This is a genomic window from Kinneretia sp. DJ1R-11 (assembly GCF_025717595.1).
Lineage (GTDB): Bacteria > Pseudomonadota > Gammaproteobacteria > Burkholderiales > Burkholderiaceae_C > Paucibacter_A.
The window spans coordinates 87,277-112,449 of the sequence record NZ_JAJIRR010000012.1 but is presented as its reverse complement, the minus strand read 5'-3'; the positions used below and the strand labels follow the sequence as shown (position 1 = coordinate 112,449).

Annotated in this window: 22 protein-coding genes; 16 read left to right on the top strand and 6 right to left on the bottom strand. The window is 66.0% G+C overall.

Features of this window, described 5'->3' with window-relative positions; genetic code table 11:
• Nucleotides 1-43: 43 nt before the first annotated feature.
• The 3 genes from LNV23_RS18535 to LNV23_RS18525 all read right to left on the bottom strand — a co-directional run bounded on the left by LNV23_RS18535 (nucleotide 44) and on the right by LNV23_RS18525 (nucleotide 3,137).
• Nucleotides 44-697 (bottom strand): DUF3047 domain-containing protein, encoded by a 654-nt coding sequence (locus LNV23_RS18535; protein WP_263564333.1) that lies wholly within the window; start codon nucleotides 695-697, stop codon nucleotides 44-46.
• A 164-nt stretch (nucleotides 698-861) separates the two neighbouring features.
• Nucleotides 862-1,941: a porin gene (locus tag LNV23_RS18530; protein ID WP_263564332.1), complete on the bottom strand. Its 1,080-nt coding sequence runs from the start codon at nucleotides 1,939-1,941 to the stop codon at nucleotides 862-864.
• 194 nt (nucleotides 1,942-2,135) lie between these two features.
• Complete coding sequence (locus LNV23_RS18525) at nucleotides 2,136-3,137, bottom strand: porin (RefSeq protein WP_263564331.1); 1,002 nt, start codon at nucleotides 3,135-3,137, stop codon at nucleotides 2,136-2,138.
• Nucleotides 3,138-3,513: 376 nt separating this feature from the next.
• Here LNV23_RS18525 and coq7 point away from each other — a divergent pair, with 376 nt between their 5' ends.
• Complete coding sequence (coq7, locus tag LNV23_RS18520; protein WP_411910597.1) at nucleotides 3,514-4,170, top strand: 2-polyprenyl-3-methyl-6-methoxy-1,4-benzoquinone monooxygenase; 657 nt, start codon at nucleotides 3,514-3,516, stop codon at nucleotides 4,168-4,170.
• A gap of 24 nt (nucleotides 4,171-4,194) precedes the next feature.
• On the opposite strand, the gene LNV23_RS18515 is transcribed toward coq7, so the two are convergent.
• Nucleotides 4,195-4,617, bottom strand: a complete 423-nt coding sequence (locus LNV23_RS18515; protein WP_263564330.1) for an OsmC family protein — start codon at nucleotides 4,615-4,617, stop codon at nucleotides 4,195-4,197.
• A 414-nt stretch (nucleotides 4,618-5,031) separates the two neighbouring features.
• Between LNV23_RS18515 and ilvA the strand changes: the two genes are divergently transcribed.
• Entirely contained in the window at nucleotides 5,032-6,561 is a 1,530-nt protein-coding gene (gene ilvA / locus LNV23_RS18510; RefSeq protein WP_263564381.1) for a threonine ammonia-lyase, biosynthetic, read from the top strand.
• Nucleotides 6,562-6,675: 114 nt separating this feature from the next.
• Nucleotides 6,676-7,776, top strand: a complete 1,101-nt coding sequence (locus tag LNV23_RS18505; RefSeq protein ID WP_263564329.1) for a nicotinate-nucleotide--dimethylbenzimidazole phosphoribosyltransferase — start codon at nucleotides 6,676-6,678, stop codon at nucleotides 7,774-7,776.
• On the opposite strand, the gene LNV23_RS18500 is transcribed toward LNV23_RS18505, so the two are convergent.
• On the bottom strand, nucleotides 7,766-8,356 hold the full coding sequence (locus tag LNV23_RS18500; RefSeq protein WP_263564328.1) for a hypothetical protein: 591 nt from the start codon (nucleotides 8,354-8,356) through the stop codon (nucleotides 7,766-7,768). The two genes, LNV23_RS18505 and LNV23_RS18500, sit on opposite strands and share 11 nt — an antisense overlap.
• An 88-nt stretch (nucleotides 8,357-8,444) precedes the next feature.
• Between LNV23_RS18500 and gspG the strand changes: the two genes are divergently transcribed.
• The 13 genes from gspG (at nucleotide 8,445) to LNV23_RS18435 (ending at nucleotide 23,618) form a co-directional block, all read left to right on the top strand.
• Nucleotides 8,445-8,876 carry a type II secretion system major pseudopilin GspG gene (gene gspG / locus LNV23_RS18495; RefSeq protein WP_263519000.1) on the top strand — a complete coding sequence of 144 codons (432 nt, stop codon included), beginning with the start codon at nucleotides 8,445-8,447 and terminating at the stop codon, nucleotides 8,874-8,876.
• Nucleotides 8,848-9,321, top strand: a complete 474-nt coding sequence (locus tag LNV23_RS18490; RefSeq protein WP_263564327.1) for a pilus assembly FimT family protein — start codon at nucleotides 8,848-8,850, stop codon at nucleotides 9,319-9,321. Before gspG ends, LNV23_RS18490 begins: the two co-directional genes overlap by 29 nt.
• The gene (gene gspI, locus LNV23_RS18485) at nucleotides 9,318-9,695 is read left to right on the top strand and encodes a type II secretion system minor pseudopilin GspI (RefSeq protein WP_263564326.1); all 378 of its coding nucleotides are present in this window, start codon (nucleotides 9,318-9,320) and stop codon (nucleotides 9,693-9,695) included. Before LNV23_RS18490 ends, gspI begins: the two co-directional genes overlap by 4 nt.
• Nucleotides 9,695-10,423, top strand: a complete 729-nt coding sequence (locus LNV23_RS18480; RefSeq protein ID WP_263564325.1) for a type II secretion system protein GspJ — start codon at nucleotides 9,695-9,697, stop codon at nucleotides 10,421-10,423. Before gspI ends, LNV23_RS18480 begins: the two co-directional genes overlap by 1 nt.
• Nucleotides 10,420-11,403 (top strand): type II secretion system minor pseudopilin GspK, encoded by a 984-nt coding sequence (gene gspK, locus LNV23_RS18475; protein WP_263564324.1) that lies wholly within the window; start codon nucleotides 10,420-10,422, stop codon nucleotides 11,401-11,403. The genes LNV23_RS18480 and gspK overlap by 4 nt, the downstream gene beginning before the upstream one ends.
• 115 nt (nucleotides 11,404-11,518) lie before the next feature.
• Nucleotides 11,519-12,838, top strand: coding sequence for a type II secretion system protein GspL (gene gspL, locus LNV23_RS18470; RefSeq protein ID WP_263564323.1), 1,320 nt, complete (start codon nucleotides 11,519-11,521; stop codon nucleotides 12,836-12,838).
• Nucleotides 12,835-13,350: a type II secretion system protein M gene (locus tag LNV23_RS18465; RefSeq protein WP_263519010.1), complete on the top strand. Its 516-nt coding sequence runs from the start codon at nucleotides 12,835-12,837 to the stop codon at nucleotides 13,348-13,350. Before gspL ends, LNV23_RS18465 begins: the two co-directional genes overlap by 4 nt.
• Nucleotides 13,347-14,273, top strand: a complete 927-nt coding sequence (locus LNV23_RS18460; RefSeq protein WP_263519011.1) for a type II secretion system protein N — start codon at nucleotides 13,347-13,349, stop codon at nucleotides 14,271-14,273. Before LNV23_RS18465 ends, LNV23_RS18460 begins: the two co-directional genes overlap by 4 nt.
• Before the next feature lie 2 nt (nucleotides 14,274-14,275).
• Nucleotides 14,276-16,516: a type II secretion system secretin GspD gene (gspD, locus tag LNV23_RS18455; protein ID WP_263564322.1), complete on the top strand. Its 2,241-nt coding sequence runs from the start codon at nucleotides 14,276-14,278 to the stop codon at nucleotides 16,514-16,516.
• 5 nt (nucleotides 16,517-16,521) lie between these two features.
• Complete coding sequence (gene gspE / locus LNV23_RS18450) at nucleotides 16,522-17,940, top strand: type II secretion system ATPase GspE (RefSeq protein ID WP_263564321.1); 1,419 nt, start codon at nucleotides 16,522-16,524, stop codon at nucleotides 17,938-17,940.
• 22 nt (nucleotides 17,941-17,962) lie between these two features.
• The gene (gspF, locus tag LNV23_RS18445; protein ID WP_263564320.1) at nucleotides 17,963-19,174 is read left to right on the top strand and encodes a type II secretion system inner membrane protein GspF; all 1,212 of its coding nucleotides are present in this window, start codon (nucleotides 17,963-17,965) and stop codon (nucleotides 19,172-19,174) included.
• 20 nt (nucleotides 19,175-19,194) lie between these two features.
• A complete protein-coding gene (locus LNV23_RS18440) occupies nucleotides 19,195-20,091 on the top strand; it encodes a 5'-nucleotidase (RefSeq protein WP_263564319.1) in 897 nt (298 codons plus the stop codon).
• Nucleotides 20,092-20,201: 110 nt separating this feature from the next.
• A complete protein-coding gene (locus LNV23_RS18435) occupies nucleotides 20,202-23,618 on the top strand; it encodes a S41 family peptidase (protein WP_263564318.1) in 3,417 nt (1,138 codons plus the stop codon).
• 102 nt (nucleotides 23,619-23,720) lie between these two features.
• Here the strand turns inward: LNV23_RS18435 and tyrS are convergent, their stop codons facing one another.
• Nucleotides 23,721-24,974: a tyrosine--tRNA ligase gene (gene tyrS, locus LNV23_RS18430; protein WP_263564317.1), complete on the bottom strand. Its 1,254-nt coding sequence runs from the start codon at nucleotides 24,972-24,974 to the stop codon at nucleotides 23,721-23,723.
• Nucleotides 24,975-25,173 lie beyond the last annotated feature (199 nt).

Sequence of the window (25,173 nt, the reverse complement as noted above, 5' to 3'; positions counted from 1 at the left end):
CGACCACAAACGGGAAAGTCCCGATGCGCGCCAAGCAATCGCCTCAAAAGCGCAAGCTACCCTCCAAAGGCCGCGCCTCATCGTCGAGCATCAGAATTTCGCCATAGCAGGCCTCAGCGCGGCTGCGGGTGTTGTCGGCATCGGTCATCAGGGCCAGTGAAACCAGGCGCCCGGGCGCTTCACCAAACGCACGCTGGTAGTCGGCCTGCACATCACGCTGGATCTGATGCCAGGCAGGCAACCCCTTGCGACCTGAGCCCACAACGATCTTGCGGATGCGGTCGCTGCGCGCACTGACCACCAAGGTCTCCGGTGGCGCTGTTGCATCCCAGACATACATCAGCGTGGCGAATGGAGGTGCCTCCCCAGTCAAGGTGCGCACCAGTTCGAACTGCATGCGATTGGCCATGGACAGGCGCCCCTCGTCGCCGTCGAAGCCCAGCAGAATGCGTGCCGGTGCGTCATCAGTCTCGGCCGCCGTCACCGTGGCCTGCTGCGCATGATCACCGATCCAGACATCAAATCGAAGCTGCTCCACCTGAGCAGCGGCAAGGTCCAACGGCCGGCGCCAGAGACTGACCGACTGCTTGGCTTGACCGAGCACACAGGCACGACCGCCGCGCTGCACGAAGGAATAGTCAGTCAATCGCTTGCCCGGAAGGGAGCGCGCCGACCAGGCTGACAAATGTTCAGGCATGAGCGACTGCGGCGCAGGCGGGCTGGCACAAGCCGCCAGGAGCAAGAGCAGGCAAGCGGACAAAACCCATGAACGGCAGTGCAAAGAAGTGGTCATTCCAAAATGCCTGAACGCAAATAAAAAAAGGCCGCACACGGCGGCCTGGATTCAAACATGGATTTGCCTCAGAAACGGTGACGAATGCCGGTCGTCAGGCCGACCCGGTTCTTGGCCGTGTTGTCAAAACTGACAGCACCTCCAAGCTTGGAGTAGTCAGCCTCTGCGTAGAGATCTGTACGCTTGGACAAGGCATAGTCAGCCACCGCGGCAGCAAAACCAGCTTTGCTGCTGCCAGCGCGGCGATGGTGGGTTTGCTTGGCATACCAGCCCTGCAGACCGAGGTTCAGCTCCTTGCTGAACTGGTAGGTGAATCCAAGTGCCAGCATGTCACGCTTCTTCACGTCCAGCCCGGCTGCATTGAGGCGGCTAGAAGGGCTGATGGTGTAGTTGTTGGTGTAGGCAGCCTGGAGCACATCCGTACCCAGGTCAAATTTGTTCTGCCCCCAGGACAGGTTGACGTACAAGGGGCCGGCCGTGTAGGCAGCACCCACGGTCAAGCCACGCACATTGCGCCCGGCCGTGTCCTTGACGTCCAGCACGCCGGCGCCAAAGGCCAGTTCGTCCTTGGAATAGCGCAGCATGGCGCCAAATGTCTTGTCCGGGCTGGTGCCTTCCCCGGCACCGACCTGCACTTCACCCCGGAAGGGGCCCGATTCGGCCAAGTACTTGACCATATTGCTTTGGCGTCCAGCCATGGCCATGACGGTTTCAGGTCGGAAAATCTCGATGTACGGAGAATACTTGTACGACGAGAAGGTGCTCGTGTAGACATCGAACAAGACGTTGTACTGGCGGCCCAGGGTCAAGCGGCCATATTCTTTGGACTCCAAACCTACCCACGATTGACGCCAGAATTCGGCCGCAGTTTGTGTGCCAGTGTCGGAATTGAGCCGATGCTCCAAGTTGGCGATGGCCTTGAGTCCACCACCCATATCCTCAGTGACATTGACACCAAGGCGGCTGTTGGACATGCCGCCGGGGATCACCTGCGACAAGGAGTCACCCTTGGTGGCTGCGCTCAGTCCTGAGTTGCTCGTGTAGCGCACGCCGACATCCAAGATGCCATACAAGCTGACGCTGGACTGTGCCCAGCTCGCGGACGTGAAAGCGGCCAGCAGGCCCAGGACCACAGCAGTCTTTTTCATCGTTGTCTCCTTGTTGTGAACGTCTTGTGTCGACTCAACCATTCTGTGCGAATGGACTTCGAGGAGCGACCCTATTGTTGCGGCACTCCTACAGGCGCAAACCCTCCCGCCCTCCGTCAGGCAGGTGCAAGAATGAAAAAAGCCGCCCGAAGGCGGCTTTTGCAGACAAGGCCCGAAAGCCTGTGCGATATCGATCAGAAGCTGTGACGGATACCGACGTCGAAACCACCCGAACCACCGCCGTTGGCGACGGCAGGCGAGTTGGCCAGAGAAAAACGGGCCTTGCCCTTGTTCTCGATCTTGGACACGGTGGTGTACAGAGCCGTGCGCTTGGACAGGTTGTAGATGTAACCACCGGCCAGCAGGGTGGCGTCGCCCACGCCAGAGATGGCTTCGGCTGCGGTGTTGGCATCCGACTTTGTCCACGAACCCCAAACCAGACCTGCACCGACCGGAGCGGTGGCAGCCAGGGTCAAGATCTTTTGCTCGGCGGTGCCGAACTTGTTGGTCGTGTACAGAGCGTTCAGCTTGGCAACCGACAGATCGTAAGAACCGCCGACGCTGGTGACCTTGTACTTCTTGGTCGCACCGGCGTTCGACAGGGCAACGCTGACGTGCAAGGGGCCAGCCTTGTAGCCTGCACGGCCGCCAAATTGCTTGCCGGAATCCACGCCTTCGCCAGCAGCCACTTCACCAACGCCGTAGAAACCACCCAGGTTCGAGGGCAGGATGTAGGTCACTTGATTGCTGAAGCGCGACAGGTCGACTCCGCTTCCCAGAGCACTGTAAACCTTGGTGATATCACCCAGACCGGTGGTCGAAGCGGGATCGAAGTCTTCAATGTGCAGGCGTGCTGCAGACTTGAAGCGGCCCACGCGCACTTCACCGAACTCACCGGTCAGGCTGATGGTCGAACGGCGACCCCAGAATGCTGCAGCAGCGGTGCCTTGGTCGTAGTCGACCTGACCTTCCAGCCAGAACGACACTTTCAGGCCGCCGCCGAGGTCTTCCGTACCGCGCACGCCCAGACGGCTGGTGGTGTTGCCACCGGAAATCAGCGACTTGACGGTCTTGCCGGCGGCCTTGTTGTAGCGAGCTGCAGCATCAGCCACGCCGAACAGGGTGACCGACGATTGGGCAGCAGCGACGCTCGCGAACGAACCCAGAACTGCCAGTGCAACGATAGATTTCTTCATTCGATACTCCACAAAAAATATGTAAGGGCTCATCCACGAAAGTTGGGCCCTGCCAAAAAGACGCCTCCAGATCAGCTTGAGCCGACCTCCCCGTGTGGGACCGGAAACTCCGACATCGCTGCCTGACCATTCCCGACAAGCCCGCTGCGCCAACCCCCTGCAGCGGAAGTTGCCGTATTACACAAGACGAATGAGGCGGCAGAACACCTTCCATTGTCATATTCAGGGTTTGCGTTGTTGACATACAACGAGAAAGCTTGTTCACAAACCATTCATAAACCCTATGGATCGCCCCCTCTGGGCTCAGGCGACGAAACTTCACATTGAGGCACCTAAACTTCAAGCTCAAGCTCAAGCTCAAGCTCACAGCCCGCCCATGACACGCCCACACATCGCCGCATCCCGACTCAGCCCTTTGGACCGAGTGCTGACGAGCATCGACCACGGTCTTCGCACCGTCTTCGCCGCCCCGGCTGCCGCCCGCCCATCACCGGCCAGGTCCTGCGATCCGGTGCAACTCAGCGCGGAACAGGCCCGACTTTCCGGAGCTCTGATGCGGGTGAACCATGTGGGCGAAGTTTGCGCTCAGGCGCTTTACCAATCACAAGCCCTGTTCAGCCGCGACCCGGAACTGCGCCAGCATTTCAAGGCTGCAGCTCAAGAAGAGGTTGACCACTTGGCATGGACGCAGCAGCGGCTCGATGAGTTGGGTAGCCACAAAAGCCACCTGTGCCCGCTGTGGTACGGCGGCGCCTTTGCCATCGGCAGCATGGCCGGCCTCATCGGCGACCGGGTCAGCCTGGGCTTTGTCGTGGAGACCGAACGTCAAGTCGAGCAGCATCTGGCCTCGCACCTGCAACGCCTGCCGGAAGCCGACCTGCCCTCGCGGGCCATCGTGGCACAGATGAAATTGGAAGAGGCGCGCCACGCCGCCGAGGCCGAGGCCGCCGGGGCCCAGTCTTTGCCGGCACCGGTCAAGTCGCTCATGCGCTTCGCGGCTCGACTGATGACAAGCACCGCGCACCGGATCTGAAAACAGCCGGCGCCAACGTCACACTCAGCCTTCGATCAGCTCGACCGAAGTCGTCATGGCCGCAGTCTTGCCCAGCATGATGCTGGCCGAACAGTATTTTTCATGTGACAGCGCGACCGCCCGTTCCACCACATCCTGCTTGAGACCTCGGCCAGTGACCAGGAAATGCATGTGGATGGACGTGAAGACCTTGGGGTCGGTTTCGGCGCGTTCAGCCTTGAGTTGGACCTGGCAGCCACGCACATCATGCCGGCCCCGTTTGAGAATCAAGACCACGTCGTAAGCCGTGCAGCCGCCGGTGCCAGCCAGGACAGTTTCCATCGGCCGAGGGGCCAAATTGTGACCCCCACCTTGCGGCGCGCCATCCATGGTCAGCAAATGACCACTGCCGGTTTGGGCGACAAACGCCATACCCTCGGCGCCCATCCAGTTGATCGTGCATTCCATCGCGCGTGCTCCAAACGAAAGTGATGAGCCCTGGCCGCTTGGCACTAGAGCTCTTGGACTAATTTAAACCGACAAAATATTGCACCGCAGCAATTGCAGCAGCTAAAATTCTAGCCAAGCGAACCTTCTGCGCGCAGCCAGCCGGCGTCAAAACCCTAGCAGCCCGCAACTTCGCACCGTTTGTCTCCTCCACCGCCTCCATGGTGGATTCAACCCGAGCTTGCAAAAGCTCGGGTTTTTTTTGGCCAAAACTGCGCCAAGCCGAGCTGGAATCGGCCCCATACAAGCCTGGCTTATCATGTTGCGCCGCAACAGATCTGTATCGGAGACCCCATGGCCGGCCCCGCCCGCACGCTCAAGAGTGGCACCCGCCACACCCGCAAACCCGTCGCCAAGACCGTGGCTGCGGCCGGCATGCCCGACCTGACTCCCTCCGACAACAGCTATCTGCAGCGCATTCTCAACGCCCGCGTCTACGAGATCGCCAAAGAGACCTCGCTAACAGCAGCCAAAAGCCTGAGCAAGCGCCTGGGCAACAAGGTGCTGCTGAAGCGCGAGGATGAGCAGCCGGTGTTCAGCTTCAAGCTGCGCGGCGCCTACAACAAGATGGCCCATCTGAGCGCCGCACAGCTGGCCCAGGGCGTGATCTGCGCCTCAGCTGGCAACCATGCCCAAGGTGTGGCCATGTCGGCCAAGAAGCTGGGCTGCCGGGCCGTGATCGTGATGCCGGTGACCACGCCCAAGGTCAAGATCGACGCGGTGCAAAGCCACGGCGGCGAAGTGGTGCTCTTCGGGGACAGCTTCACCGACGCCTATGGCCACGCGCTGGAACTGGAAAAAGCCCAAGGTCTGAGCTTTGTCCACCCCTTTGACGACCCTGATGTGATTGCCGGCCAAGGCACCATCGCCATGGAGCTGCTGCGCCAGCATCCCGGCCCGATCGACGCCATCTTTGTGGCCATCGGCGGCGGCGGGCTGATCTCCGGCGTGGCCGCCTATATCAAGGCGGTGCGCCCCGAGATCAAGGTGATCGGCGTGCAGACCAAGGACTCGGACGCCATGGTCCGCTCGGTGCGGGCCGGCAAGCGGGTGCTGCTGAACGATGTCGGCCTGTTCTCCGATGGCACGGCCGTGAAGCTGGTCGGCGAAGAGACCTTCCGCATCACACGGGCCCTGGTCGATGACTTTGTGCTGGTGGACACCGACGCCGTCTGCGCCGCCATCAAGGATGTATTCGAAGACACGCGCAGCATTCTGGAGCCCGCTGGCGCACTGGGCGTCGCGGCGGTCAAGCAGTACACGGCCGAGCACGCTTGCAAGGGCCAGACCTTCATCGCCATCACCTGCGGCGCCAATATGAACTTCGACCGCTTGCGCTTCGTCGCCGAGCGGGCCGAGGTCGGCGAGCACCGCGAGGCGCTGTTTGCCGTCACCATTCCCGAGGAACGCGGCAGCTTCAAGCGTTTCTGCGAACTGCTGGGACCGCGCAGCGTCACCGAATTCAATTACCGCATCTCCGATTCAACCCAGGCCCACATCCTAGTTGGCGTGGCCACCCAGAAGCGAGAGGAAGCAGCCAAGCTGGCACGCGCCTTTGCCAAGGGCGGCTTCCAGGCCCTGGACCTGACCGACAACGAGCTGGCCAAGCAGCATTTGCGCCATATGGTGGGCGGCCGCTCCGAGCTCGCGCGCAACGAACGCCTTTACCGCTTCATCTTTCCCGAGCGGCCGGGCGCGCTGATGCGCTTCCTGTCCAGCATGCACCCGGACTGGAATATCAGCCTCTTCCATTACCGCAACCAGGGCGCCGACTACGGACGCATCCTGGTCGGCATCCAGGTGCCACGCGGTGACAATGCGGCGCTGCGCGACTTTCTGAACTCGCTGAACTACCCTTTCGAAGACGAAAGCAACAACCCGGTCTATCAACTTTTCCTGCGCTGACGCAGCGCCACCGCACTGCCCCGCCTGCCGCAGGGCAAGTGCGGATGGCAGCAGACCTCGCAGGCACGACAATGCAGCCGCCCGCACCCGCTCAGGGTGAGCTGACCAACTCCCATGTCCCTGCACCAGTCCCTGATCTCGCCGACCGCCAACCCAGAACTGGAAAAGGCCTTGCGCGACCGCGTCGACCGGCATGCCGCCATCGCCGGCGGCCTGGGCGAGCTGGAGCCTTTGGCGGTGCGCCTGGGTCTGGTGCAGAACTCACTGACCCCGCGCTTCCGCGACCCGGTACTGGCCTTGTTCGCCGCCGACCATGGCCTGGTGGTGGACCGCATCGGCCAGCAATGGGGCCGCAGCACGCGTGAGCAGGCCCAGCTCGCCCTGCAGAACCGCCTGCCGGTTTCAGTGTTTGCCCGCCTGCAAGGCCTGCAACTGGCCGTGGTCGACTGCGGCATCGCCGAATCCTTGGCGCCGCATGCCCGTCTGATGGCGCGCAAGATCGCCCACGGCACCCGCAACACCCGCACCGGCCCGGCCATGACGCTGGAGCAAGCCCATGCCGGGGTCCGGGTGGGCATGGAAATCTCGGACAACCTGCCGGGCAATGTGCTGGCCTGTGCCGGCATGGGTCAGGGCTCAGCGGAGAGCGCCGCCCTGGTGCTGTCGCGCTTGATGGACCAGCCGGTGCGCGATTTCGTGCTGTCCGGCCCCGATATGCGTCAGGACGAGCTCGCCCACATCCTCGGCGTGCTGCAGGCGGCGCAAGCGCGCCACCGTGAAGTCAGCGACCCGATGGAAGTGCTGGCCGCATTCGGTGGCTTCGAGCTTGCCGTGATGGTGGGTGCCATGCTGGTGGCCGCATCCAAACGCCATCTGATCATCATCGACGGCATCACCGCCTGCGCCGCGCTCAAGCTGGCCGCCAAGATTGCTGCGCCGGTGACCGACTACGCCGTGTTCTGCCGCAGCCATGTGCACCGCGGCCTGGACGAAGCCCTGGCCACCTTCCACGCTTCGGCCTTGCTGGAGCTGGGCATGGACAGCGCCGACGGCACCGGAGCCGCCTTGGCCTGGCCCATGATTCGCAGCGCCGCCGCCTTGTTGACCGATCTGCACGATCTCGCCGAGCCGCGCGGCCCGAACACAGGCAGCGGCTTCGATTCGCTCAGCGGCGCCTACCGTGACAGCGGCAGCGAGCCGCGCCTCAGCGCGTAGGCAGGGCGTTGGAGTCCAGGCCACCGGGTGCCGGCGGCTGGCCGGGCGGCAGAGCGGGACGGAATGGCGCTTGGGCCGGTTCACCCTGCAACATGGGCTGGCCCCCGAGCACGGTCGGCGAATTGGCCGCAGGGGGCAAGGAACCGGTGGCAGCCGGCAGCGGAGGCGCCAAATTGAGTGTCATGCTGACCACGCCATCGCGACCCAACTGCGCGGAATTGCCCTGAACCGACAGCAAGCGCAGCTCACCATCCAACACCGCGCCGATGCGTACGGTGCGCGGCACGCCGTCAACAGCAATCAAGGCCACGCCTTCGCCCGCCTGACTGGCCTGCAGATTCCTGGGCGCCACCACCCCAAGCAGGCTGAAACGGCTGTCTGCGGGCAAGGCGACTTCGGGCGCGGCCACAGGCGCGGCACCGAACAAGCGCGTCAGATCGGCCGTACCGCTGCGCTGCTCGAGCACCGCCTGGGCATGGAGAGGCGCCGCCACAGGCCGGGCCATCAGCTGGATCAGCCAATAGACGACGCTGCAAGCCAGCAAACCCCACACCAAAAAAGCCATCATTCGTGCAAGCATGGGGAGATTATGATTCATGCGCTTTGCTGATCCGCGGCCCCCGGCCCCGGTGCTAACCCTTCTTCACCACGCAGCCCGTCACGTTCACATGAATACAACGAACTCTCGCCGCCTCGCCCGGGGCTTCACCCTGATCGAGATCATGGTCGTGTTCCTCATCATCGGGCTGATGGGGGCCCTGATCGTGCCCAATGTGATGGACCGCCTGCATGAAGCCAAGGTCACGGCCGCCCGCGCCACCATCAACGACCTGATGCAGCAACTCAAGCTCTACAAGATCGACAACGGCCGTTACCCCAGCGGCGAACAAGGCCTCGAAGCCCTGGTGCGCAAGCCCACCACCGGCACGCCGCCCGCCAACTGGAAGCCCTACATCGACAAGCTGCCGCTCGATCCCTGGAAGAACCCCTACCAGTACGCCAACCCCGGCGTGAAAAACGAGATCGACATCTACAGCTTCGGTGCCGACGGCCGCCCGGGTGGCGAAGGCAATGACGCCGACCTCGGTTCCTGGCAATAAGCGCTTGCAAGCGCAGCGCGGCTTCACACTGATCGAGCTGCTGGTGGTGGTGGCCATGGTGGCGATCGCCTCGGCCGCCATCAGCATGGCCATGCGTGACCCAGCCGAAGCCCAGCTCGAACGCGAGGCCGAACGCCTGGTCGCCTTGTTCGAGACCGCCAGGGCCGAGAGCCGCAGCGCCGGCCTCGACGTGCAATGGCTGCCTCTGCAACAAAATGCCCGCGACCACTTCCGCTTTCAGGGCCTGCCCGAACGCATCCAGCTGCCCAGGCGATGGCTGGCCGAGGGCGTGATCGCAGAGATCAGCAATGCGCGCAGCGTGCGCCTGGGGCCCGAGCCCATGATTGGCGCCCAGCAAGTCCAGCTGCGCCTGGGAAACCAACGCCTGCAACTGAGCACCGACGGCCTGGCCCCCTTCAGCGTCAGCCCGGTGCCGGCGCCATGAGGCGCACAGGCCTGAAAGCAGCACCGCGCGGCTTCACCTTGATCGAGGTGATGGTCGCTTTGGTGATCGTCGCCATCACCCTGGCAGCCGGGGTCAAGGCCGCGGGCTCGCTGACCGACAACGCCAGTCGCCTGCGCGAAATGAGCGCCGCTCAATGGTGCGCCGAGAACCAGCTGACCGAGTTGCGCCTGGGCAAACAATTCCCCGGCATCGGCGACAGCGACTTCAGCTGCGAACAGTTCGGCCAGGCCTACCGCGGCCGCATGGTCGTCCGGCCCACGCCCAACCCGAACTTCCGCCGCGTCGATGCCTTGATCAGCGGCGACGGCGAGCGCACCCTGCTGACGCTCTCCACCATCATGGGGCGCTTCTGATGCGCATCGGCCGCCACACGCCGACCGGTTTCACCCTGATCGAAGTCATGGTGGCCCTGCTGATCATGAGCCTGATGACCGTGATGGCCTGGAGCGGCATCAATGGCTTGCTGAAGAGCCGGGAAGTGGCCCAGGCCCACCTGGACCACAGCGCCCGCTTGCAGACCGTGATGGCGCAATGGGACAGCGACCTGCGCGCCGTGCAGGACAGCGGCAGCGTGCCGGCGATTGCCTTTGACGGCGCCTCGCTGCGCCTGACACGCCAACAGCCACAGGGCCTGCAGGTGGTGGTCTGGAGCCTGCGCGAGGGGCGGCTGCTGCGCTGGGAAGGCCCGCTGCAGCAGGGCGCGAATGAGCTGGGGCAAACCTATGAACGCAGCCTGCGTCTGCAAGCCCAGGACCGCGGCCAGCTGAGCACGCTCGAGGGGATCAGTGCCTGGCAGCTCTATTTCTACCGAGGCAATGGCTGGAGCAATGCCCAGTCCAGCGACGATGTCAGCAATGGCAGCGACAACATCCCGCCGCCGCCAGGGCCAGGGGCATCCGGCCCCGGCAAGGGCGCAGATGGGCAGGGGCAAGGCCAGGGCCAGGGATCGAACGACAAGGACGGCAGCGGCCCGAGGCGAGCCATCTTGCCCAGCGGCGTGCGCATGGTGTTGCAGTTCTCACCCGACAGCGGCTTCAACGGCAGCTTGACGCGCCAGATCATCCTCGGGCCGCAATCATGATCAAACGCCGGCCCCGCGGACAAGCAGGCGCAGCCTTGCTGACCGCCATGCTGATCGTCACCCTGGTGGCCAGCCTGGCTTCGGCCATGGTCTGGCGCCAATACCGGGCGGTGCAGATCGAGGCGGCCGAGCGGGCCCGGGCGCAGTCCGCCTGGATCCTGCAAGGCGTGCTCGACTGGGCACGCCTGATCTTGCGCGAGGATGCGCGCGCCAACCTCAATGAGCCGGTCGACCACCTCGGCGAGGTCTGGGCCGTGCCCCTGGCCGAAGCGCGCCTGTCCACCTTTCTGGCCGCCGATGCCGACAACAAAGAAGACAGCGGGCCCGAGGCTTTTCTATCAGGCAGCCTGCAGGATGCCCAGGCGCAGTACAACCTTCGCAATCTGCTCGGCGGCACCGAGGTCCCTGCACTCGAGCAAAGGGTGCTGGAGCGTCTGTGCGACAGCGTCGGCGCGCCGCCCGGCAGTGCACAGACCCTGATCCGCAAGCTGCGCCAGTCCGCCGACAGCAAGGACGGCAGCAAGAGCCAGGCCAACGCGGCCGACAACAAAAACCCACCGCTACCACCGCGCAATCTCGACCAGCTGGCCTGGTTCGGCCTGACGCCCGAAACCATCGAACGCCTGCGCCCGGTGCTGACCCTGCTGCCCCAGGCCACGCCGGTCAACCTCAACACCGCGCCACGCGAGGTCATCGCCGCACTCTATGACGGCATGGACCTGGCCTCGGCCGAGCGCCTGGTGCGCGCACGCCAGACCCAGCCTTTGCGCAAGCTGCAAGACGCGGCCAGCTACTTCCCGAGCAACGCCAATCTGAGCGCGGAGCGGGCCGATGTGAAGTCGGCCTTCTTCATCATCAAGGGCCGGCTGCGCCTGGACGAACGGGTCATGGAGGAACGCGCCCTGGTACAAAGGCGCAATTTGGAAATGCTGGTGATCGAGCGCCAACGCGTCAACCAGCTGCAGGAAACCCGGAAGTGAAGCGCCGCGCGAGGTCGCCCGGGCCCGGCGTTTCATAGAGAGAAGCGCTAACTGATTGATTCCACATGATCCCGCAAAATACGCCACCTAGAATGCGCCCGCTTCCCCCGTCTCCATGAGTACTCTGCTCCTGTTCCTGCCCCCGCGCAGCCGCCTGCATGCCCAAGGCCGCCCTGCCCCGACCGTCGACGGCCTGGGCCGAGCGACCGGTCTCGGCCGTGGCGGCGAGGCCGCAGCCGACATCGACTATGTGCTGAGTGCCGACGGACGCGAGCTGAGCGCGCAAGGCAGCCTGCCGGCCACCCAACTGCCGCACGCCGACCTGGTGATCGCCATTCCGGCCGAGTCCGACGTGGCCTGGCAGCGCGTCAGCCTGCCGCGCGCCGGCCGGCAGATGCGCAGCGCCCTGGCCGGCCTGCTGGAAGACAGCTTGCTCGACGACGCCGAGAGCCTGCACTTTGCCATCGAAGCCGAAGCCCAGGGCGGCGATAGCGCCTGGGTCGCCGTCTGCTCGCGTGCCTGGCTGCAAGCGCAGCTGGCGGCGCTGGAAGCGGCGCAGATCGTGGTCGACCGAGTCTGCCCCCTGAGCTGGCCCGGCAGCCCGCCGCGCGGCTATTTCTACAGCACCGGCCAGGAATTCAGCCCGGTGGCCCTGCGCTGGAGCCACCCCGAGGGGGTCAGCAATCTGCCGCTGGAGGGCAGCCTGACGCGCCAGCTCTTCCCGGCGCCCCTGGTGCAGAGCTCGCAGTGGCATGCCGCACCCGAGGTGGCGGCAGCGGCCGAACATTGGCTGGGCACGGCGGTCACGCCGCTGAGCCGCGCCCAGCGCGCGCTGAGCGTGATCGACTGCCCCTGGAATCTGCGCCAATTCGAACTGGCGCCGCGCACCCGCGGCATCCGCGCCCTGCGCCAGCTCTCGCGCGGCCTGATGCGTCGCCAGTGGCGCCCGGTGCGCATTGGCCTTGCCGGCCTCGTGGCCGTGCAGCTGCTGGGCATGAACCTGGCCGCCTGGCAGCAAAACGCCCAGCTCAAGGCCCGGCGCGCTGCCATCACCCAGACCCTGACCCAGACCTTCCCGCATGTGCGTGCGGTGCTGGACGCGCCGACACAGATGCAGCGTGAAATCGACGGCCTGCGCGCCAGCGCCGGCCGCAGCGGCGACAAGGATCTGGAAACCCTGCTGGCTGCGGCCGCCACCGCCTGGCCCCAAGACCGCGGCCCGGCCGACAGCCTGAGCTTCGAAGCCGGCCGCCTGCAACTGTCCAGCGCCGGCTGGAGCGAGGCGCAGATCCAGCAATTCCGCAGCCAGCTGCGCAGCGAAGGCTGGCAGCTGGAAAGCAGCGAAGGCCAGCTGACCCTGAGCCGCCTGCCCGCCGATGCGCCTGCGGTCCGCAACGCCCTTTCCGCCCTGGCCTCGCCCGGGCCCAAGACATGAGCATCGACAAGAAACCGACACCCTGGGCCGGCCTGCAAGCTCAGGCGCAAGCGCAGTGGCAGCAGATGGGCGAGCGCGAGCGCAAGGCCGCGCAGCTGATCGCCCTGCTGCTGGGTCTGGCCTTGCTCTGGTTCGTGGCGATTCAGCCGGCCTGGCGCACACTGAGCCAGGCTCCGGCCCAGGCGGAAAGCCTGGAGCGTCAGCTGCAGGACATGCAGGCCCTGGCGCAGGAAGCGCAAACCTTGCGCGCCGCCCCGGCCGTGCCCGCCGCCCAAGCCGCCCAAGCCCTGCAGGCAGCCAGCGAACACCTGGGCCCGGCGGCCCGCTTGCAGCTCAGCGGCGACCGCGCCGTGCTGACCCTGAACGGCGTCAGCAGCGAGGCCTTGCAGGCTTGGCTGGGCGAAGCGCGCAGCGCCGCCCGTGCCCGCCCTCTGGAGGCCAAGCTGCAGCGCGGCCCGCAGGGCTTCAGCGGCAGCATCGTGCTCGGCCTGCAAGGAGGCTCGGCCCCATGAATCCGCTTCGTTTCGGGCGAAGCAAGCGCCCCGGCGACGCGACCGGGTCCAGCCTGGGTGCGCCGAGTCACTGGCAGGACCTGCCCACCGAAGACCTGGGGCAGCGTGCCCGCCAGAGCCTGCCACGGCGCTGGAGCGTGGCCGGCGCCCTGCTGGGCGCTGGCATTGCCCTCGTGGCCTTTGCGCCGGCCAGCTGGTTGGCACGCGGCCTGGCCACGGCCAGCAATGAACATGTGCTGATCACCGACAGCCGCGGCAGCATCTGGAATGGCAGCGGCGTGCTGGTGCTCAGCGGTGGTGCGGGCAGCCGTGACGCCGCCATCCTGCCCGGCCGCCTGAGCTGGACCCTGGGTTTCAAAGGCCTGGGCCTGGCGCTCAATGCCCGCCAGGACTGTTGCCTGAATGGCCAGCTGCAACTCTTGCTGCGCCCGGGCTGGGGCCGCTTCGAGCTGGCCGTGGCCAACAGCGGCGAATGGCTGGCACGTCTGCCGGCGGGCCTGCTCTCGGGCCTGGGCACGCCTTGGAACACTTTGCAGCTGGGCGGCTCGCTGCGCTTGAGCGCACGCGATCTGCGCCTGGAGTGGCTGGGCGGGCAGTGGCGCCAATTCGGACAACTGGACCTGGACCTGCTCAATTTGTCTTCCCGCGTCTCGACACTCGCGCCGCTGGGCAGTTACCGTTTTTCCCTGCTGGCGATGCCCGCCAGCCCGGGCCAGACCGGCGACGTCGGCAACGTCAGCCAGATGAATCTGAGCACCCTGGAAGGCGCCCTGATGCTGAATGGCCAGGGCACGCTGACGGCCGGCAAGCCGCGCTTCACCCTGGAAGCGTCCGCCGCGCCCGGCCGGGAAGCCGCCTTGAACAACCTCCTGAACATCATCGGACGGCGCCAAGGCGCCCGTTCCGTCTTTTCGATCGGATGAGCATGAACGACGACAAGCGGGCGCCCATCGCGCCTCGGCGACAGCAAGCGGGCGTCTCCCTGCTGGCCCTGGCCCTGCTGGCCACGCCTGCCCTGAGCCCGGCCGCCAGCAACAAGCCGCGCGGCAGCGGCCCGGCCGTCAAGGCACCGACGCCGGTGACTCTGAACTTCGTCAACGCCGACATCGAGGCGGTGACCCGCGCCATGGGCGTGATGATGAACCGCCAGTTCATCATCGACCCGCGCGTCAAGGGCCAGGTCACGGTCTACAGCGAGCAGCCGGTGACGCCGCGCGAGGCTTACCTCAACTACCTGGCCGCCCTGCGCGGCCTGGGTTTCACCGTGGTGGAGAGCGCTGGCCTGTGGAAAGTCGTGCCCGAGGCCGACGCCAAGCTGCAGGCCGGTTCGGTGGCCGTGGACAGCAGCAAGGAGCGAGGTGACCAGATCCTGACCCAGGTCTACCGCCTCAACTTCGAGAACGCCAACAACCTGGTGGCGGTGCTGCGCCCGCTGATCAGCCCCAACAACACCATCAACGCCAACCCGGGCAACAACAGCCTGGTCATCACCGACTACGCCGACAACCTGCAGCGCCTGGGCCGCATCATCGCCGCCATGGACACGGCCGGCGCCACCGACATCGAGCTGGTGCCGCTCAAGCATGCGGTCGCCGCCGACCTGGCACCCTTGGTGCTGCGCCTGACCGAAGCCGGTAATGCCGCCGCAGCGGTGCCCGGCCAAGGCGGCAGCGGCAGCGTCAATGTGGTGGTCGACCCACGCAGCAATGCCCTGATCGTGCGCGCCGCCAATCCGATGCGCCTGGCCTACACCAAGAGCATCATCGCCAAGCTGGACCAGCCTTCGCTGGACAACAGCCCGGCCGGCAATATCCGCGTCATCTACTTGAAGAACGCCGACGCCACCAAGCTGGCCACGGTGCTGCGCGCCGCCTTCTCGGCCAATAGCAATGCCGGCGGCGCTTCCGGCAGCAGCTCGGGAGCAGGCCAGAGCGGCGCCGGCGGCTTGGGTGCGGGCAATTTCAGCGGACTGCAGCAAAGCGGCGCTGGCTCAGGCAACAACAGCAGCACCAGCGGTAGCGGCGCCTCGGCAGCAGCGACCACCCCGGTCAGCGCCTCGGCCGGCCCCTCGACCGGCGGCTTTGTGCAGGCCGACCCCTCGACCAATGCCTTGATCATCACGGCCGCCGAACCGCTGTATCGCCAGATCCGCCAGGTCGTCGAGCAGCTCGACGGCCGGCGCGCGCAGATCTATGTCGAAACCCTGATCGTCAAAGTCGACGCCAGCAAGAGCGGCAATTTCGGCGTGCAGTGGCAGAACCTGTTCGGCAACAAAGGCGACAGCAGCATCACGGGCGCCGGCACCAATTTCGGCACCGGCCCGGGCAACATCATCCAGGGCTCGGCCGCGCTCTACGGCGGCACCACCGCTATTGCCAGCGTCATCAAAGATGCGCCGACCGGCTTCAATATCGGCTTGCTCAAAAAATTCGGCGAGCGCTACACCTTGGGCGCGATCGCCAATTTCTTGGAGACCGAGGCCGGCGCCAATGTGCTGTCCACGCCCAATCTGGTCGCCCTGGACAACGAAGAAGCCAAGATCGTGGTCGGCCGCTCGGTGCCCTTCGTGACCGGCTCCTACACCAACACCGGCAGTGGCAGCAGCACCGGCGCGGTCAACCCCTTCCAGACCTATGACCGCAAGGATGTGGGCATCACCTTGCGCATCCGCAGCCAGATCGGCGAGGGCGGCACGGTGCGCATGACGGTGTTCCAGGAAAACTCCTCGGTCGACCCGACCACCAAGGCCGACAGCAGCGGCCCCTCGACCGAGAAGAGCTCGATCGAGACCACGGTCTCGGTGGACGATGGCCAGATCCTGGTGCTGGGCGGCCTGCTCAAGGACGAGTTCGCCGACAGCGAGGGCCGCGTGCCCGGCCTGGGCAGCCTGCCCCTGATCGGCAATCTGTTCAAGAACACCGGCCGCAGCCGGGTCAAGACCAATCTGATGGTGTTCCTGCGCCCGGTCATCATGCGCAGCCAGGAAGCGGCCGACCGCATCACACTCGACCGCTACGACCATTTCCGCACCCTGCAGGAATCGGTCAAACCCGAGCCCAAGTTCGCCCTGCCCGACACCGGCACGCCGCTGCTGCCGGCCAACCCCACCGCTCCCATCGGCACGGCCAAACCGCCAGCGGGCGCCACGGACAAGGTGGGCCAGTGAGCGCCATGCGCCATCCCCTGCCTTACGCCTACGCCAAGGCCAATTCGGTGCTGCTGGAGGACGACGGCGCCAGCCTCGTGCTCTGGGCGCCGGCCGAGGTCAGCCTGGCCACTCTGTCCGAGGTGCAGCGCCTCTACCTGATCGACCGCTTCGAACAAGAGGCCGCCAGCAGCCTGGCCGAGCGCATCAATGCCGCTTATGCCGGCAGCGAATCGAGCGCGGCCGTGGTGATCGGCGAGGTCGAGAGCGCGGTGGACCTGAGCCGCATGATGCAGGACCTGCCTGCGGTGGAAGACCTGCTGGAAGCGGCCAATGACGCGCCCATCATTCGCATGCTCAATGCCTTGCTGACGCAGGCGGCCAAGGACGGCGCCAGCGACATCCACATCGAGCCCTACGAACGTGCCAGCTCGGTGCGCTTCCGTGTCGACGGCACGCTGCGCGAGGTGGTGCAGCCCAACCGCGGCCTGCACGCGGCCCTGATCTCGCGCCTGAAGATCATGGCCGAGCTGGACATTGCCGAAAAGCGCCTGCCGCAGGACGGCCGCATTTCCTTGCGCATCGGCGGCCGCGCCATCGATGTGCGCGTTTCCACCCTGCCCAGCGCCCACGGCGAGCGCGCCGTGCTGCGCCTGCTGGACAAGACCGAATCGAAGTTCACGCTCGAAGGCCTGGGCATGAGCGGCGATGTGCTGGACGCTTTCAAGCGCCTGGTGCAGCAGCCGCACGGCATCGTGCTGGTCACCGGGCCCACCGGTTCGGGCAAGACCACCAGCCTTTACGCCTCCTTGCAGACCGTGGACACCAGCACCACCAATGTGCTGACGGTGGAAGACCCGATCGAGTACGAGCTGGCCGGCGTCGGCCAGACCCAGGTCAATGCCAAGATCGACCTGACCTTTGCCAAGGCCCTGCGCGCCATCCTGCGCCAGGACCCGGACGTGATCATGATCGGCGAAATCCGCGATTACGAGACCGCGCAGATTGCCATCCAGGCCTCGCTGACCGGCCACCTGGTGCTGGCCACCTTGCACACCAATGACGCCCCTAGCGCCGTCACTCGACTGACCGATATGGGCGTCGAGCCCTTCCTGCTCAGCTCCAGCCTGCTCGGCGTGCTGGCCCAGCGCCTCGTGCGCAAGCTCTGCCCCGTCTGCAAACGTCAGGATGGCGAGGGGCGCTACCACCCCGTCGGCTGCGAAGCCTGCAGCCGCACCGGCTACAAGGGTCGCACCGGCGTCTATGAGTTGATGGTGGCCGACGAAGCCGTGCGGCACCTGATGCACCAGCGCGCCGCAGAGAGTGAGCTTCAGGCTGCTGCCCATGCAGCCGGCCTGCGCTCCATGCGCGAGGACGGCCAGCGCCTGATCGACGCGGGCATCACCTCGGTCGAAGAAGTGCTGCGCGTGACACGCGAATCCTGAGCCCGGTGTCGCGCCGCCCACCATGCCCGCCTACAAATACGAAGCCCTGAACCCGGCCGGCCGCTCGAGCAGCGGCCTGATCGAGGCCGACAACCCGCGCGCCGCGCGTGCCCAACTGCGCGCCCAGAACCTGGTGCCGCTGAACCTGGAGCCGGTGCAGCAGCAGGGCCAGGACGGCGGCAGCCGCTTTGCGCGCCGCGTCTTCAGCACCACCGCGCTGGCCGTCTGGACGCGCCAGCTGGCCGGCCTGGTCGGCTCGGGCCTGCCGCTGGAGCGGGCGCTGACGGCCCTGGCCGATGAATGCGAGGACCCGCGCCAGCGTGAGCTGCTCTCGCAGCTCAAGGCCGAGGTCAATGCCGGCGCCAGCTTTGCCCGCGCCCTGGGCACGGCACCGCGTGAGTTCGACGAGGTCTACCGCGGCGTGGTGGCGGCCGGTGAGCAAAGCGGCGCCCTGGGCCCCGTGCTGGAGAAACTGGCCGACGATCTGGAAGAGCGCCAGGACCTGAAGGCCAAGCTGATTGGCGCCATGGCCTACCCGACCATCGTCTCGCTGATCGCCTTCATGATCATCATCTTCCTGGTGACCTATGTGGTGCCGCAGATCGCCGCCACCTTCACCAGTTCCAAGCGCGCCCTGCCCTGGCTGACCGTGGCCATGCTGGCCACCAGTGACTTCGTGCGTGAGTGGGGCTGGCTGATGGTGTTGGTGGCCATCGGCAGCGGCACGAGCCTGTCCTGGGCCCTCAAGCGCCCGGCCTTCCGCCTGCGCTTCGACGCCGCTTTTCTGAAGGTGCCGCTGCTGGGCCGACTGGCCCGCGGCTACAACGCGGCCCGTTTTGCCGGCACCCTGGCCATGTTGGCCGGCTCGGGCGTGCCCATCCTGAAGGCCTTGCAGGCCGCGGCCGAAACCTTGTCCAACCATGCCATGCGCGCCGATGCGCTCGATGCCCTGGTGCAGGTGCGCGAGGGCGCACCGGTCGGCTCGGCCCTGGCCGGCAAGAAACGCTTCCCCGGCATCCTGGCCATGTTCGCCCGTCTGGGCGAGCAGACCGGCCAGCTGCCGCAAATGCTGGAGCGTGCCGCCAAGCAGCTCAGCGTTGAAGTGCAGCGTCGCGCCCTGGCCCTGGCGACCTTGCTGGAGCCCTTGCTCATCGTCGGCATGGGTGCGGTCGTGCTGGTGATCGTGATGGCGGTGCTGCTACCCATCATCCAGATGAACAGCTTTGTGAAGTAAACAAGGAAGTAGGCGAAAACATGCCGGCCAATCTCGACGGACAGCTGGTGGTGGCGATCTCCTCGCGGGCTTTGTTCGATTTCGAAGAAGAGAACCAGCGCTTCGAGGCCGGCAACGACCGCGACTACATGGCCTTGCAGCAGACGCGCCTGGACCAGCCGGCCAAGCCCGGCGTGGCCTTCTCCCTGGTTCGCAAGCTGCTGGCCTTCAATGCCGATGGCGCACCCAAGGTTGAGGTGGTGGTGCTCTCACGCAATGACCCGATCTCGGGCATGCGCGTGTTCCGTTCGGCCGAACACTACGGTCTCAACATCCAGCGCGGCGTGTTCACGCGCGGCGAATCGCCATGGCGCTATCTGCGCCCGCTCAAGGCCCAGCTCTTTCTCTCGGCCAATGAGGCCGATGTGCGCAGCGCCCTTCAGGCCGGCGTGGCCGCAGCACGCGTGCTGCCGCTTTCGGCCCATGCCTCCAGCGCCCACCCGCATGAGCTGCGCATTGCCTTCGACGGCGACGCTGTGCTGTTCTCCGACGAGGCCGAGCAGGTGTTCCAGCGCGAGGGCCTGGACGCCTTCCAGAGCCACGAGATCACCCATGCCAACACCCCTTTGCCCGCCGGGCCCTTCAAACCGGTACTGCAGGCCCTGCACCGGCTGCAACAGGAGGGCGGCGGCGGCATGAAGGTGCGCACCGCCCTGGTCACCGCGCGCAGCGCACCGGCCCATGAGCGCGCCATCCGCACCCTGATGGACTGGCGCATCGAGGTGGACGAGGCCATGTTCCTGGGCGGCCTGGCCAAGGGCGAGTTCCTGCGCGAGTTCGAACCCGACTTTTTCTTCGACGACCAGGCCGGCCACATCGCCAGCGCCGCCGCTCATGTGCCAGCCGGCCATGTCAGCGCCGGCATCGCCAACCCTTGATCGGGCAAGCGCTCTGCGCACAAAGCGGGGCTTCTACGGGGCATGGAGCGTGCGAGCGGCCAAGATAATCGGCGCTCACTTTCAGCGCTCGCGACCCGAGCCTCACGCGCATGAACCCACGCTTTCCGCTTCGGCTGCACCGCCTGACCCTGGCCGCAGCCCTGAGCTGCGCCGCCTTGAGCACGGGGGCCGCCAGCCCAGGCGCCCCAAACCCAGGCTTCTTCCGCCAGCCGGCCTTGCAGGGTGACTCGCTGGTCTTTGTGGCCGAGGGCGACCTCTGGCGTGTCAATGCCCAGGGCGGCCGCGCCGAGCGCCTGAGCACCCACCCCGGCCAGGAAGGCTCACCCGTGCTCTCGCGCGACGGCCGCTGGCTGGCCTACACCGCCCAGTACGACGGCCCGGGCGATATCTACTTGATGCCGGTGCAAGGCGGCCTGCCGCAGCGCCTGAGCTGGGAAGGCAATGCCGGCCAGCGAGTCTGGGGCTTCAGCGCCCTGGGCGAGGTGATCTACTCCGGCCCCTCGCAAACGGGCCAGCCGGTGACCCAGCTCTATGCCGTGGACCCGGTCACGCAAGCGCGCCGTGCCCTGCCCGTGGCCCAGGCCAGCGACGGCGCCATCAGCAGCGACGGCCGCCAACTCTTCTTCACCCGCAACGGCCTGCGTGGCGACAACGCCCGGCAGTACCGCGGCGGCGCCCTGGCCCGACTCTGGACCCTGGACCTGAGCAGCACGGCCGAAGCCCGACCGTTGTTTGCCGAGGGCGCCAATGACCGCCTGCCCATGCCTTACCGCACGGCGTCGGGCGAGCGCATTGCCTTCCTCTCGGACCGCGACGGCACGGTCAATCTCTGGTCGGTCAACGCCCAAGGACAGGAGCTGCGCCAGCACACGGCATACAAAGGCTGGGACATCCGCCACGCCTCGGTGGACGGAGGCGTGGCGGTCTACGCCCTCGGGGCTGACCTCTACCGCATCGACCTGAACGCCGGCTCCGCCCACGCTGCGGCCAAACCCATCGCCATCCAGCTCAGCGGCGACTTCGAACTGCAGCGCCAGCGCTGGGTCAAGAAGCCGCAGGACTTTCTCACCGATGTGGCCCTGGCACCGAGCGGCGAGCGCGTGCTGCTGGCCAGCCGCGGCCGCCTGGCCACTCAAGGCCTGGGCCAGCTGCGCCGCGCCGAACTGCCGCAAGCGCCCGATGGCCGTTGCCTGAAGGGCTTGTTCAGCGCCGACAGCAAGCAGGTGCTGGCGCTCTGCGATTTCAGTGGTGAACGTGAGGTCTGGCGCTTTGCCGCCAACGGCCTGGGCAAGCCCGAGCAAATCACCCGCGACGCCCGCGCTCAGCGCAAGGACATGGCCCTGTCGCCGGACGGCCGCTACCTGGCCCACAGCGACAAGGAGGGTCATCTGTACTTGAGCGACCTCAAGGGCAACAACAGCCGCCTGATCACGCGCGACACCCGCAGCGCCAGCATCGCCAACCTGACTTGGGCGCCAGACAGCCGCAGCCTGGCCTTCACTCAAGCCCTGGTCGACGGCAACCGCGATCAGCTGCAGCTTTTCAACCTGGCCGACAACAAGGTCCACACCGTCAGCAGCGAGCGTTATGACAGCGAGTCGCCGGCCTTCTCGCCGGACGGCCGCTGGCTGTACTTCGTCTCCAACCGCCAGTTCGCCGTCACCGGCCGCGGCTCGCCCTGGGGCGACCGCAATATGGGCCCCTACTTCGACCGCAGCAGCAAGCTCTTTGCCCTGGCCTTGCAGCCGGGCCTGCGCTTCCCCTTCGCGCCCAAGGACGAGCTGGAGCCGCCGGAGCCCAAACCCGAAGTCAAGCCGGAGCTGAAACCCGAACAACGCGCCGACGCCAACAAGGCCGATGGCAAGTCCGATCCCGCCAAGCCCGAGCTGAAGCCAGAGCTGAAACCCGAACCCAAGCCCAAGCCCGCCATCCAGTTCGCAGGCTTGCGTGAGCGGCTCTACGAACTGCCCCTGCCCGCCGGCAACTACAGCGGCCTGACCACCGACGGCAAGCGCCTCTGGTTCCTCGACGCCGAAATCACCGGCGGTGAGCGCAAATCGGTGCTCAAGACCGCAGCCATCGACAACCAAGGCGGCAACATCGAAACCGTGGCCAGCGATGTGCGCAGCGTTGAGCTCAGCGCCGATGGCAAGAAAATGCTGGTGGTACGCAATGGCGCGCCCGGCACGGCACCTGAGCTGATCCTCAGCGAGGCCGGTGCCAAGCTGCCGACGGAACTCGCCAAGTTCCAGGTGCGTTGGAGCGATTGGCAGATCGCCACCGACCCGCGCGCCGAGTGGCGCCAGATGTTTGCCGACGGCTGGCGCATGCACCGCGACTACTTCTACGACAAGGCCATGCATGGTGTGGACTGGCCCGCCATGCGTGCCAAGTACGAGCCCCTGGTCGAACGTGTCAGCGACCGCGCCGAGCTGGCCGAGCTGATGGCACAGATGGTCGGTGAGCTGGGCGCCCTGCACAGCCAGGTCAATGCCGGCGATCAGCGCCAGGCGCCCGAAGAGCCCGGCCTGGCTGGACTCGGCGCGCAGCTGAACCGAACCTCTGAAGGACTGCGCATCGAACGCATCTACCGCGCTGACCCCGAGCTGCCCAGCGAGTTGGGCCCCTTGGCCCGCGCCGAGCTGGGCCTCAAAGACGGCGACCTGATCACCCACATCAACGGTCGCAAGGCCAATGAAGTGGCGCATGAGGTGGAGCTGCTGCGCGGCCAGGCCGGCAAGCAGGTGCTGTTGCAGATCAAGCCGGCCAATGGCGGGCCCGAACTGCAGCGCATCGTCACGCCGGTGGCGCGCCAGCGCGAGCAACAGCTGCGTTATGCCGACTGGCGTTTCGGCCGTGCGCAGGCGGTGGAGAAGGCGTCCAACGGCCGCATCGGCTATGTGCATCTGCGCGCCATGGGCCCGGCCGACATCGCCGATTTCGCCCGCGAGTTCTACACCCATGTGGACCGCGAAGGCCTGATCATCGATGTGCGCTTCAATGGCGGCGGCAGCATCGACAGCTGGGTGCTGGAGAAGCTGCTGCGCCGCGCCTGGGCCTACTGGCAGCCGCGCTCGCCGGCCGGCGCACCGGTGCGCTCGAACATGCAGCAGACCTTCCGCGGCCAGGTCGTGGTGTTGCAGAACGAAGGCACCTATTCAGACGGCGAGACTTTCGCTGAGGGCTTCAAGCGCCTGGGCCTGGGCCCGCTGATCGGCACCACCACCTCGGGTGCGGGCGTGTGGTTGTCCGACCAGAACCGCCTGATCGACAACGGCATGATGCGTGCGGCCGAGACCGGCCAGATCGCACCCGATGGCCGCTTCCTGGTGGAAGGCATCGGCGTCAAGCCCGACCTGGAGGTGGACAACCCGCCGCGCGCCAGCTTCCTGGGCGGTGATGCCCAGCTGGACGCCGCGATTGCCACGCTCAACAAGGCCATGGCCGAAAAGCCGCGCGCCGAGCCCAAGCCGGGCGCCTACCCGCGGCCGGTGAGCCTGAAGTAGGGAAAGACGCGGCAGGCGCGCTTGACGCGCCGCTGGAAGTCAAACGGGAGGCCCGGTTCATCACCGGGCCTCCCGTTTTTGCTTGGAGCTGGGTTTAAAAACTCAGGCCAAGCTGACGCGCGCGAACTTGCGCTTGCCCACTTGCACGACCACGGTGCCGGCCTCCAGCTTCAAGCCCTTGTCGCTGACCACGGCGCCGTCGATGCGCACACCGCCTTGCTCGATCATGCGCATGCCTTCGCTGTTCGAAGCCACCAGGCCAGCCGACTTCAACACATTGGCCAAGCCCAGGGGCGCGCCGCTGAGGCTGACCTCGGGGATCTCATCCGGGATGCCGCCCTTGGCGCGGTTGTTGAAATCGGCCTCGGCCGCTTCGGCCGCCGCGGCGCTGTGAAAGCGCGCCGTCAGCTCCTTGGCCAGCAACACTTTCGCTTCCTTGGGATTGCGGCCTGCGTTGATCTCGCCCTGCAGGGCGGCGATCTCGGCCAAGCTCTTGAAGCTCAGCAGCTTGAACCACTTCCACATCTGCTCATCGCTGATGGACAGGATCTTGGCGAACATGGAGTTGGCCGGCTCGCTGATGCCCACATAGTTGTTCTTGGACTTGGACATCTTCTCAACGCCGTCCAGGCCTTCCAGAAGCGGCATGGTCAGGATGCACTGCGGCTCCTGGCCATACTCCTGCTGCAGATGACGGCCCATCAGAAGATTGAACTTCTGGTCGGTGCCGCCGAGTTCCAGATCGCTCTTCAGCGCCACCGAGTCGTAACCCTGCATCAGCGGATAGAGGAACTCATGCACCGAGATCGGCGTCTGCGCTGCGAAACGCTTGGTGAAATCGTCACGCTCCATCATGCGGGCCACGGTGTACTTGGCCGCCAGCTGGATCATGCCGCGCGCGCCCAGCGGGTCGCTCCACTCGGAGTTGTAGCGGATCTCGGTCTTGCTTTCGTCCAGCACCAACTTGGCCTGGGCGTAGTAGGTCTCGGCATTGGCCTTGATCTGCTCGGCCGTCAGCGGCGGGCGGGTGGCGTTGCGGCCAGATGGGTCGCCGATCATGGAGGTGAAGTCGCCGATCAGGAAAATCACCTGGTGACCTAGATCCTGCAGCTGGCGCATCTTGTTGAGCACCACGGTGTGGCCGATGTGGATGTCGGGCGCCGTCGGATCCAGGCCCAGCTTGATGCGCAGCGGCACGCCGGTGGCCTCGGAGCGGGCCAGTTTTTGAACCCAGTCGGACTCGGGCAGCAGCTCATCACAGCCTCGCAGGGAGACCGCCAGGGCCTCGCGCACGGGATCGGTGACTGGGAACTGCGTCTTGGCAGCGGGCGTGGCGTTTGTTCGCGGTTCGGACATGAGGGCGGCTGGGGCCTGGGTAAAGCCCTGATTAATCGGGTTTTCGTGGCGTTGACGCAAGGATGGGCTCGTTATACTCGCGCCTGGTTTTGTGACGGCACACCCTTGAGGAGGGGGCGACACAGCGGCTGATTCTAGTGGACGGGCCCACAGGCGCCTGGCACCACATTCTTTCGGCAGCACCGTGAATCCGCGATGC

Coding starts and splice junctions, on each gene's coding strand:
- LNV23_RS18515 (WP_263564330.1), bottom strand. CDS start 4,617: ATGGAATGCACGATCAACTGGATGGGCGCCGAGGGTATGGCGTTTGTC.
- LNV23_RS18490 (WP_263564327.1), top strand. CDS start 8,848: ATGACGCCGACCTCGGTTCCTGGCAATAAGCGCTTGCAAGCGCAGCGC.
- ilvA (WP_263564381.1), top strand. CDS start 5,032: ATGCCCGACCTGACTCCCTCCGACAACAGCTATCTGCAGCGCATTCTC.
- gspL (WP_263564323.1), top strand. CDS start 11,519: ATGAGTACTCTGCTCCTGTTCCTGCCCCCGCGCAGCCGCCTGCATGCC.
- gspE (WP_263564321.1), top strand. CDS start 16,522: ATGCGCCATCCCCTGCCTTACGCCTACGCCAAGGCCAATTCGGTGCTG.
- LNV23_RS18440 (WP_263564319.1), top strand. CDS start 19,195: ATGCCGGCCAATCTCGACGGACAGCTGGTGGTGGCGATCTCCTCGCGG.
- LNV23_RS18500 (WP_263564328.1), bottom strand. CDS start 8,356: ATGCTTGCACGAATGATGGCTTTTTTGGTGTGGGGTTTGCTGGCTTGC.
- LNV23_RS18460 (WP_263519011.1), top strand. CDS start 13,347: ATGAATCCGCTTCGTTTCGGGCGAAGCAAGCGCCCCGGCGACGCGACC.
- LNV23_RS18465 (WP_263519010.1), top strand. CDS start 12,835: ATGAGCATCGACAAGAAACCGACACCCTGGGCCGGCCTGCAAGCTCAG.
- gspF (WP_263564320.1), top strand. CDS start 17,963: ATGCCCGCCTACAAATACGAAGCCCTGAACCCGGCCGGCCGCTCGAGC.
- LNV23_RS18535 (WP_263564333.1), bottom strand. CDS start 697: ATGCCTGAACATTTGTCAGCCTGGTCGGCGCGCTCCCTTCCGGGCAAG.
- LNV23_RS18525 (WP_263564331.1), bottom strand. CDS start 3,137: ATGAAGAAATCTATCGTTGCACTGGCAGTTCTGGGTTCGTTCGCGAGC.
- coq7 (WP_411910597.1), top strand. CDS start 3,514: ATGACACGCCCACACATCGCCGCATCCCGACTCAGCCCTTTGGACCGA.
- LNV23_RS18435 (WP_263564318.1), top strand. CDS start 20,202: ATGAACCCACGCTTTCCGCTTCGGCTGCACCGCCTGACCCTGGCCGCA.
- gspI (WP_263564326.1), top strand. CDS start 9,318: ATGAGGCGCACAGGCCTGAAAGCAGCACCGCGCGGCTTCACCTTGATC.
- LNV23_RS18480 (WP_263564325.1), top strand. CDS start 9,695: ATGCGCATCGGCCGCCACACGCCGACCGGTTTCACCCTGATCGAAGTC.
- gspG (WP_263519000.1), top strand. CDS start 8,445: ATGAATACAACGAACTCTCGCCGCCTCGCCCGGGGCTTCACCCTGATC.
- gspD (WP_263564322.1), top strand. CDS start 14,276: ATGAACGACGACAAGCGGGCGCCCATCGCGCCTCGGCGACAGCAAGCG.
- LNV23_RS18530 (WP_263564332.1), bottom strand. CDS start 1,941: ATGAAAAAGACTGCTGTGGTCCTGGGCCTGCTGGCCGCTTTCACGTCC.
- LNV23_RS18505 (WP_263564329.1), top strand. CDS start 6,676: ATGTCCCTGCACCAGTCCCTGATCTCGCCGACCGCCAACCCAGAACTG.
- tyrS (WP_263564317.1), bottom strand. CDS start 24,974: ATGTCCGAACCGCGAACAAACGCCACGCCCGCTGCCAAGACGCAGTTC.
- gspK (WP_263564324.1), top strand. CDS start 10,420: ATGATCAAACGCCGGCCCCGCGGACAAGCAGGCGCAGCCTTGCTGACC.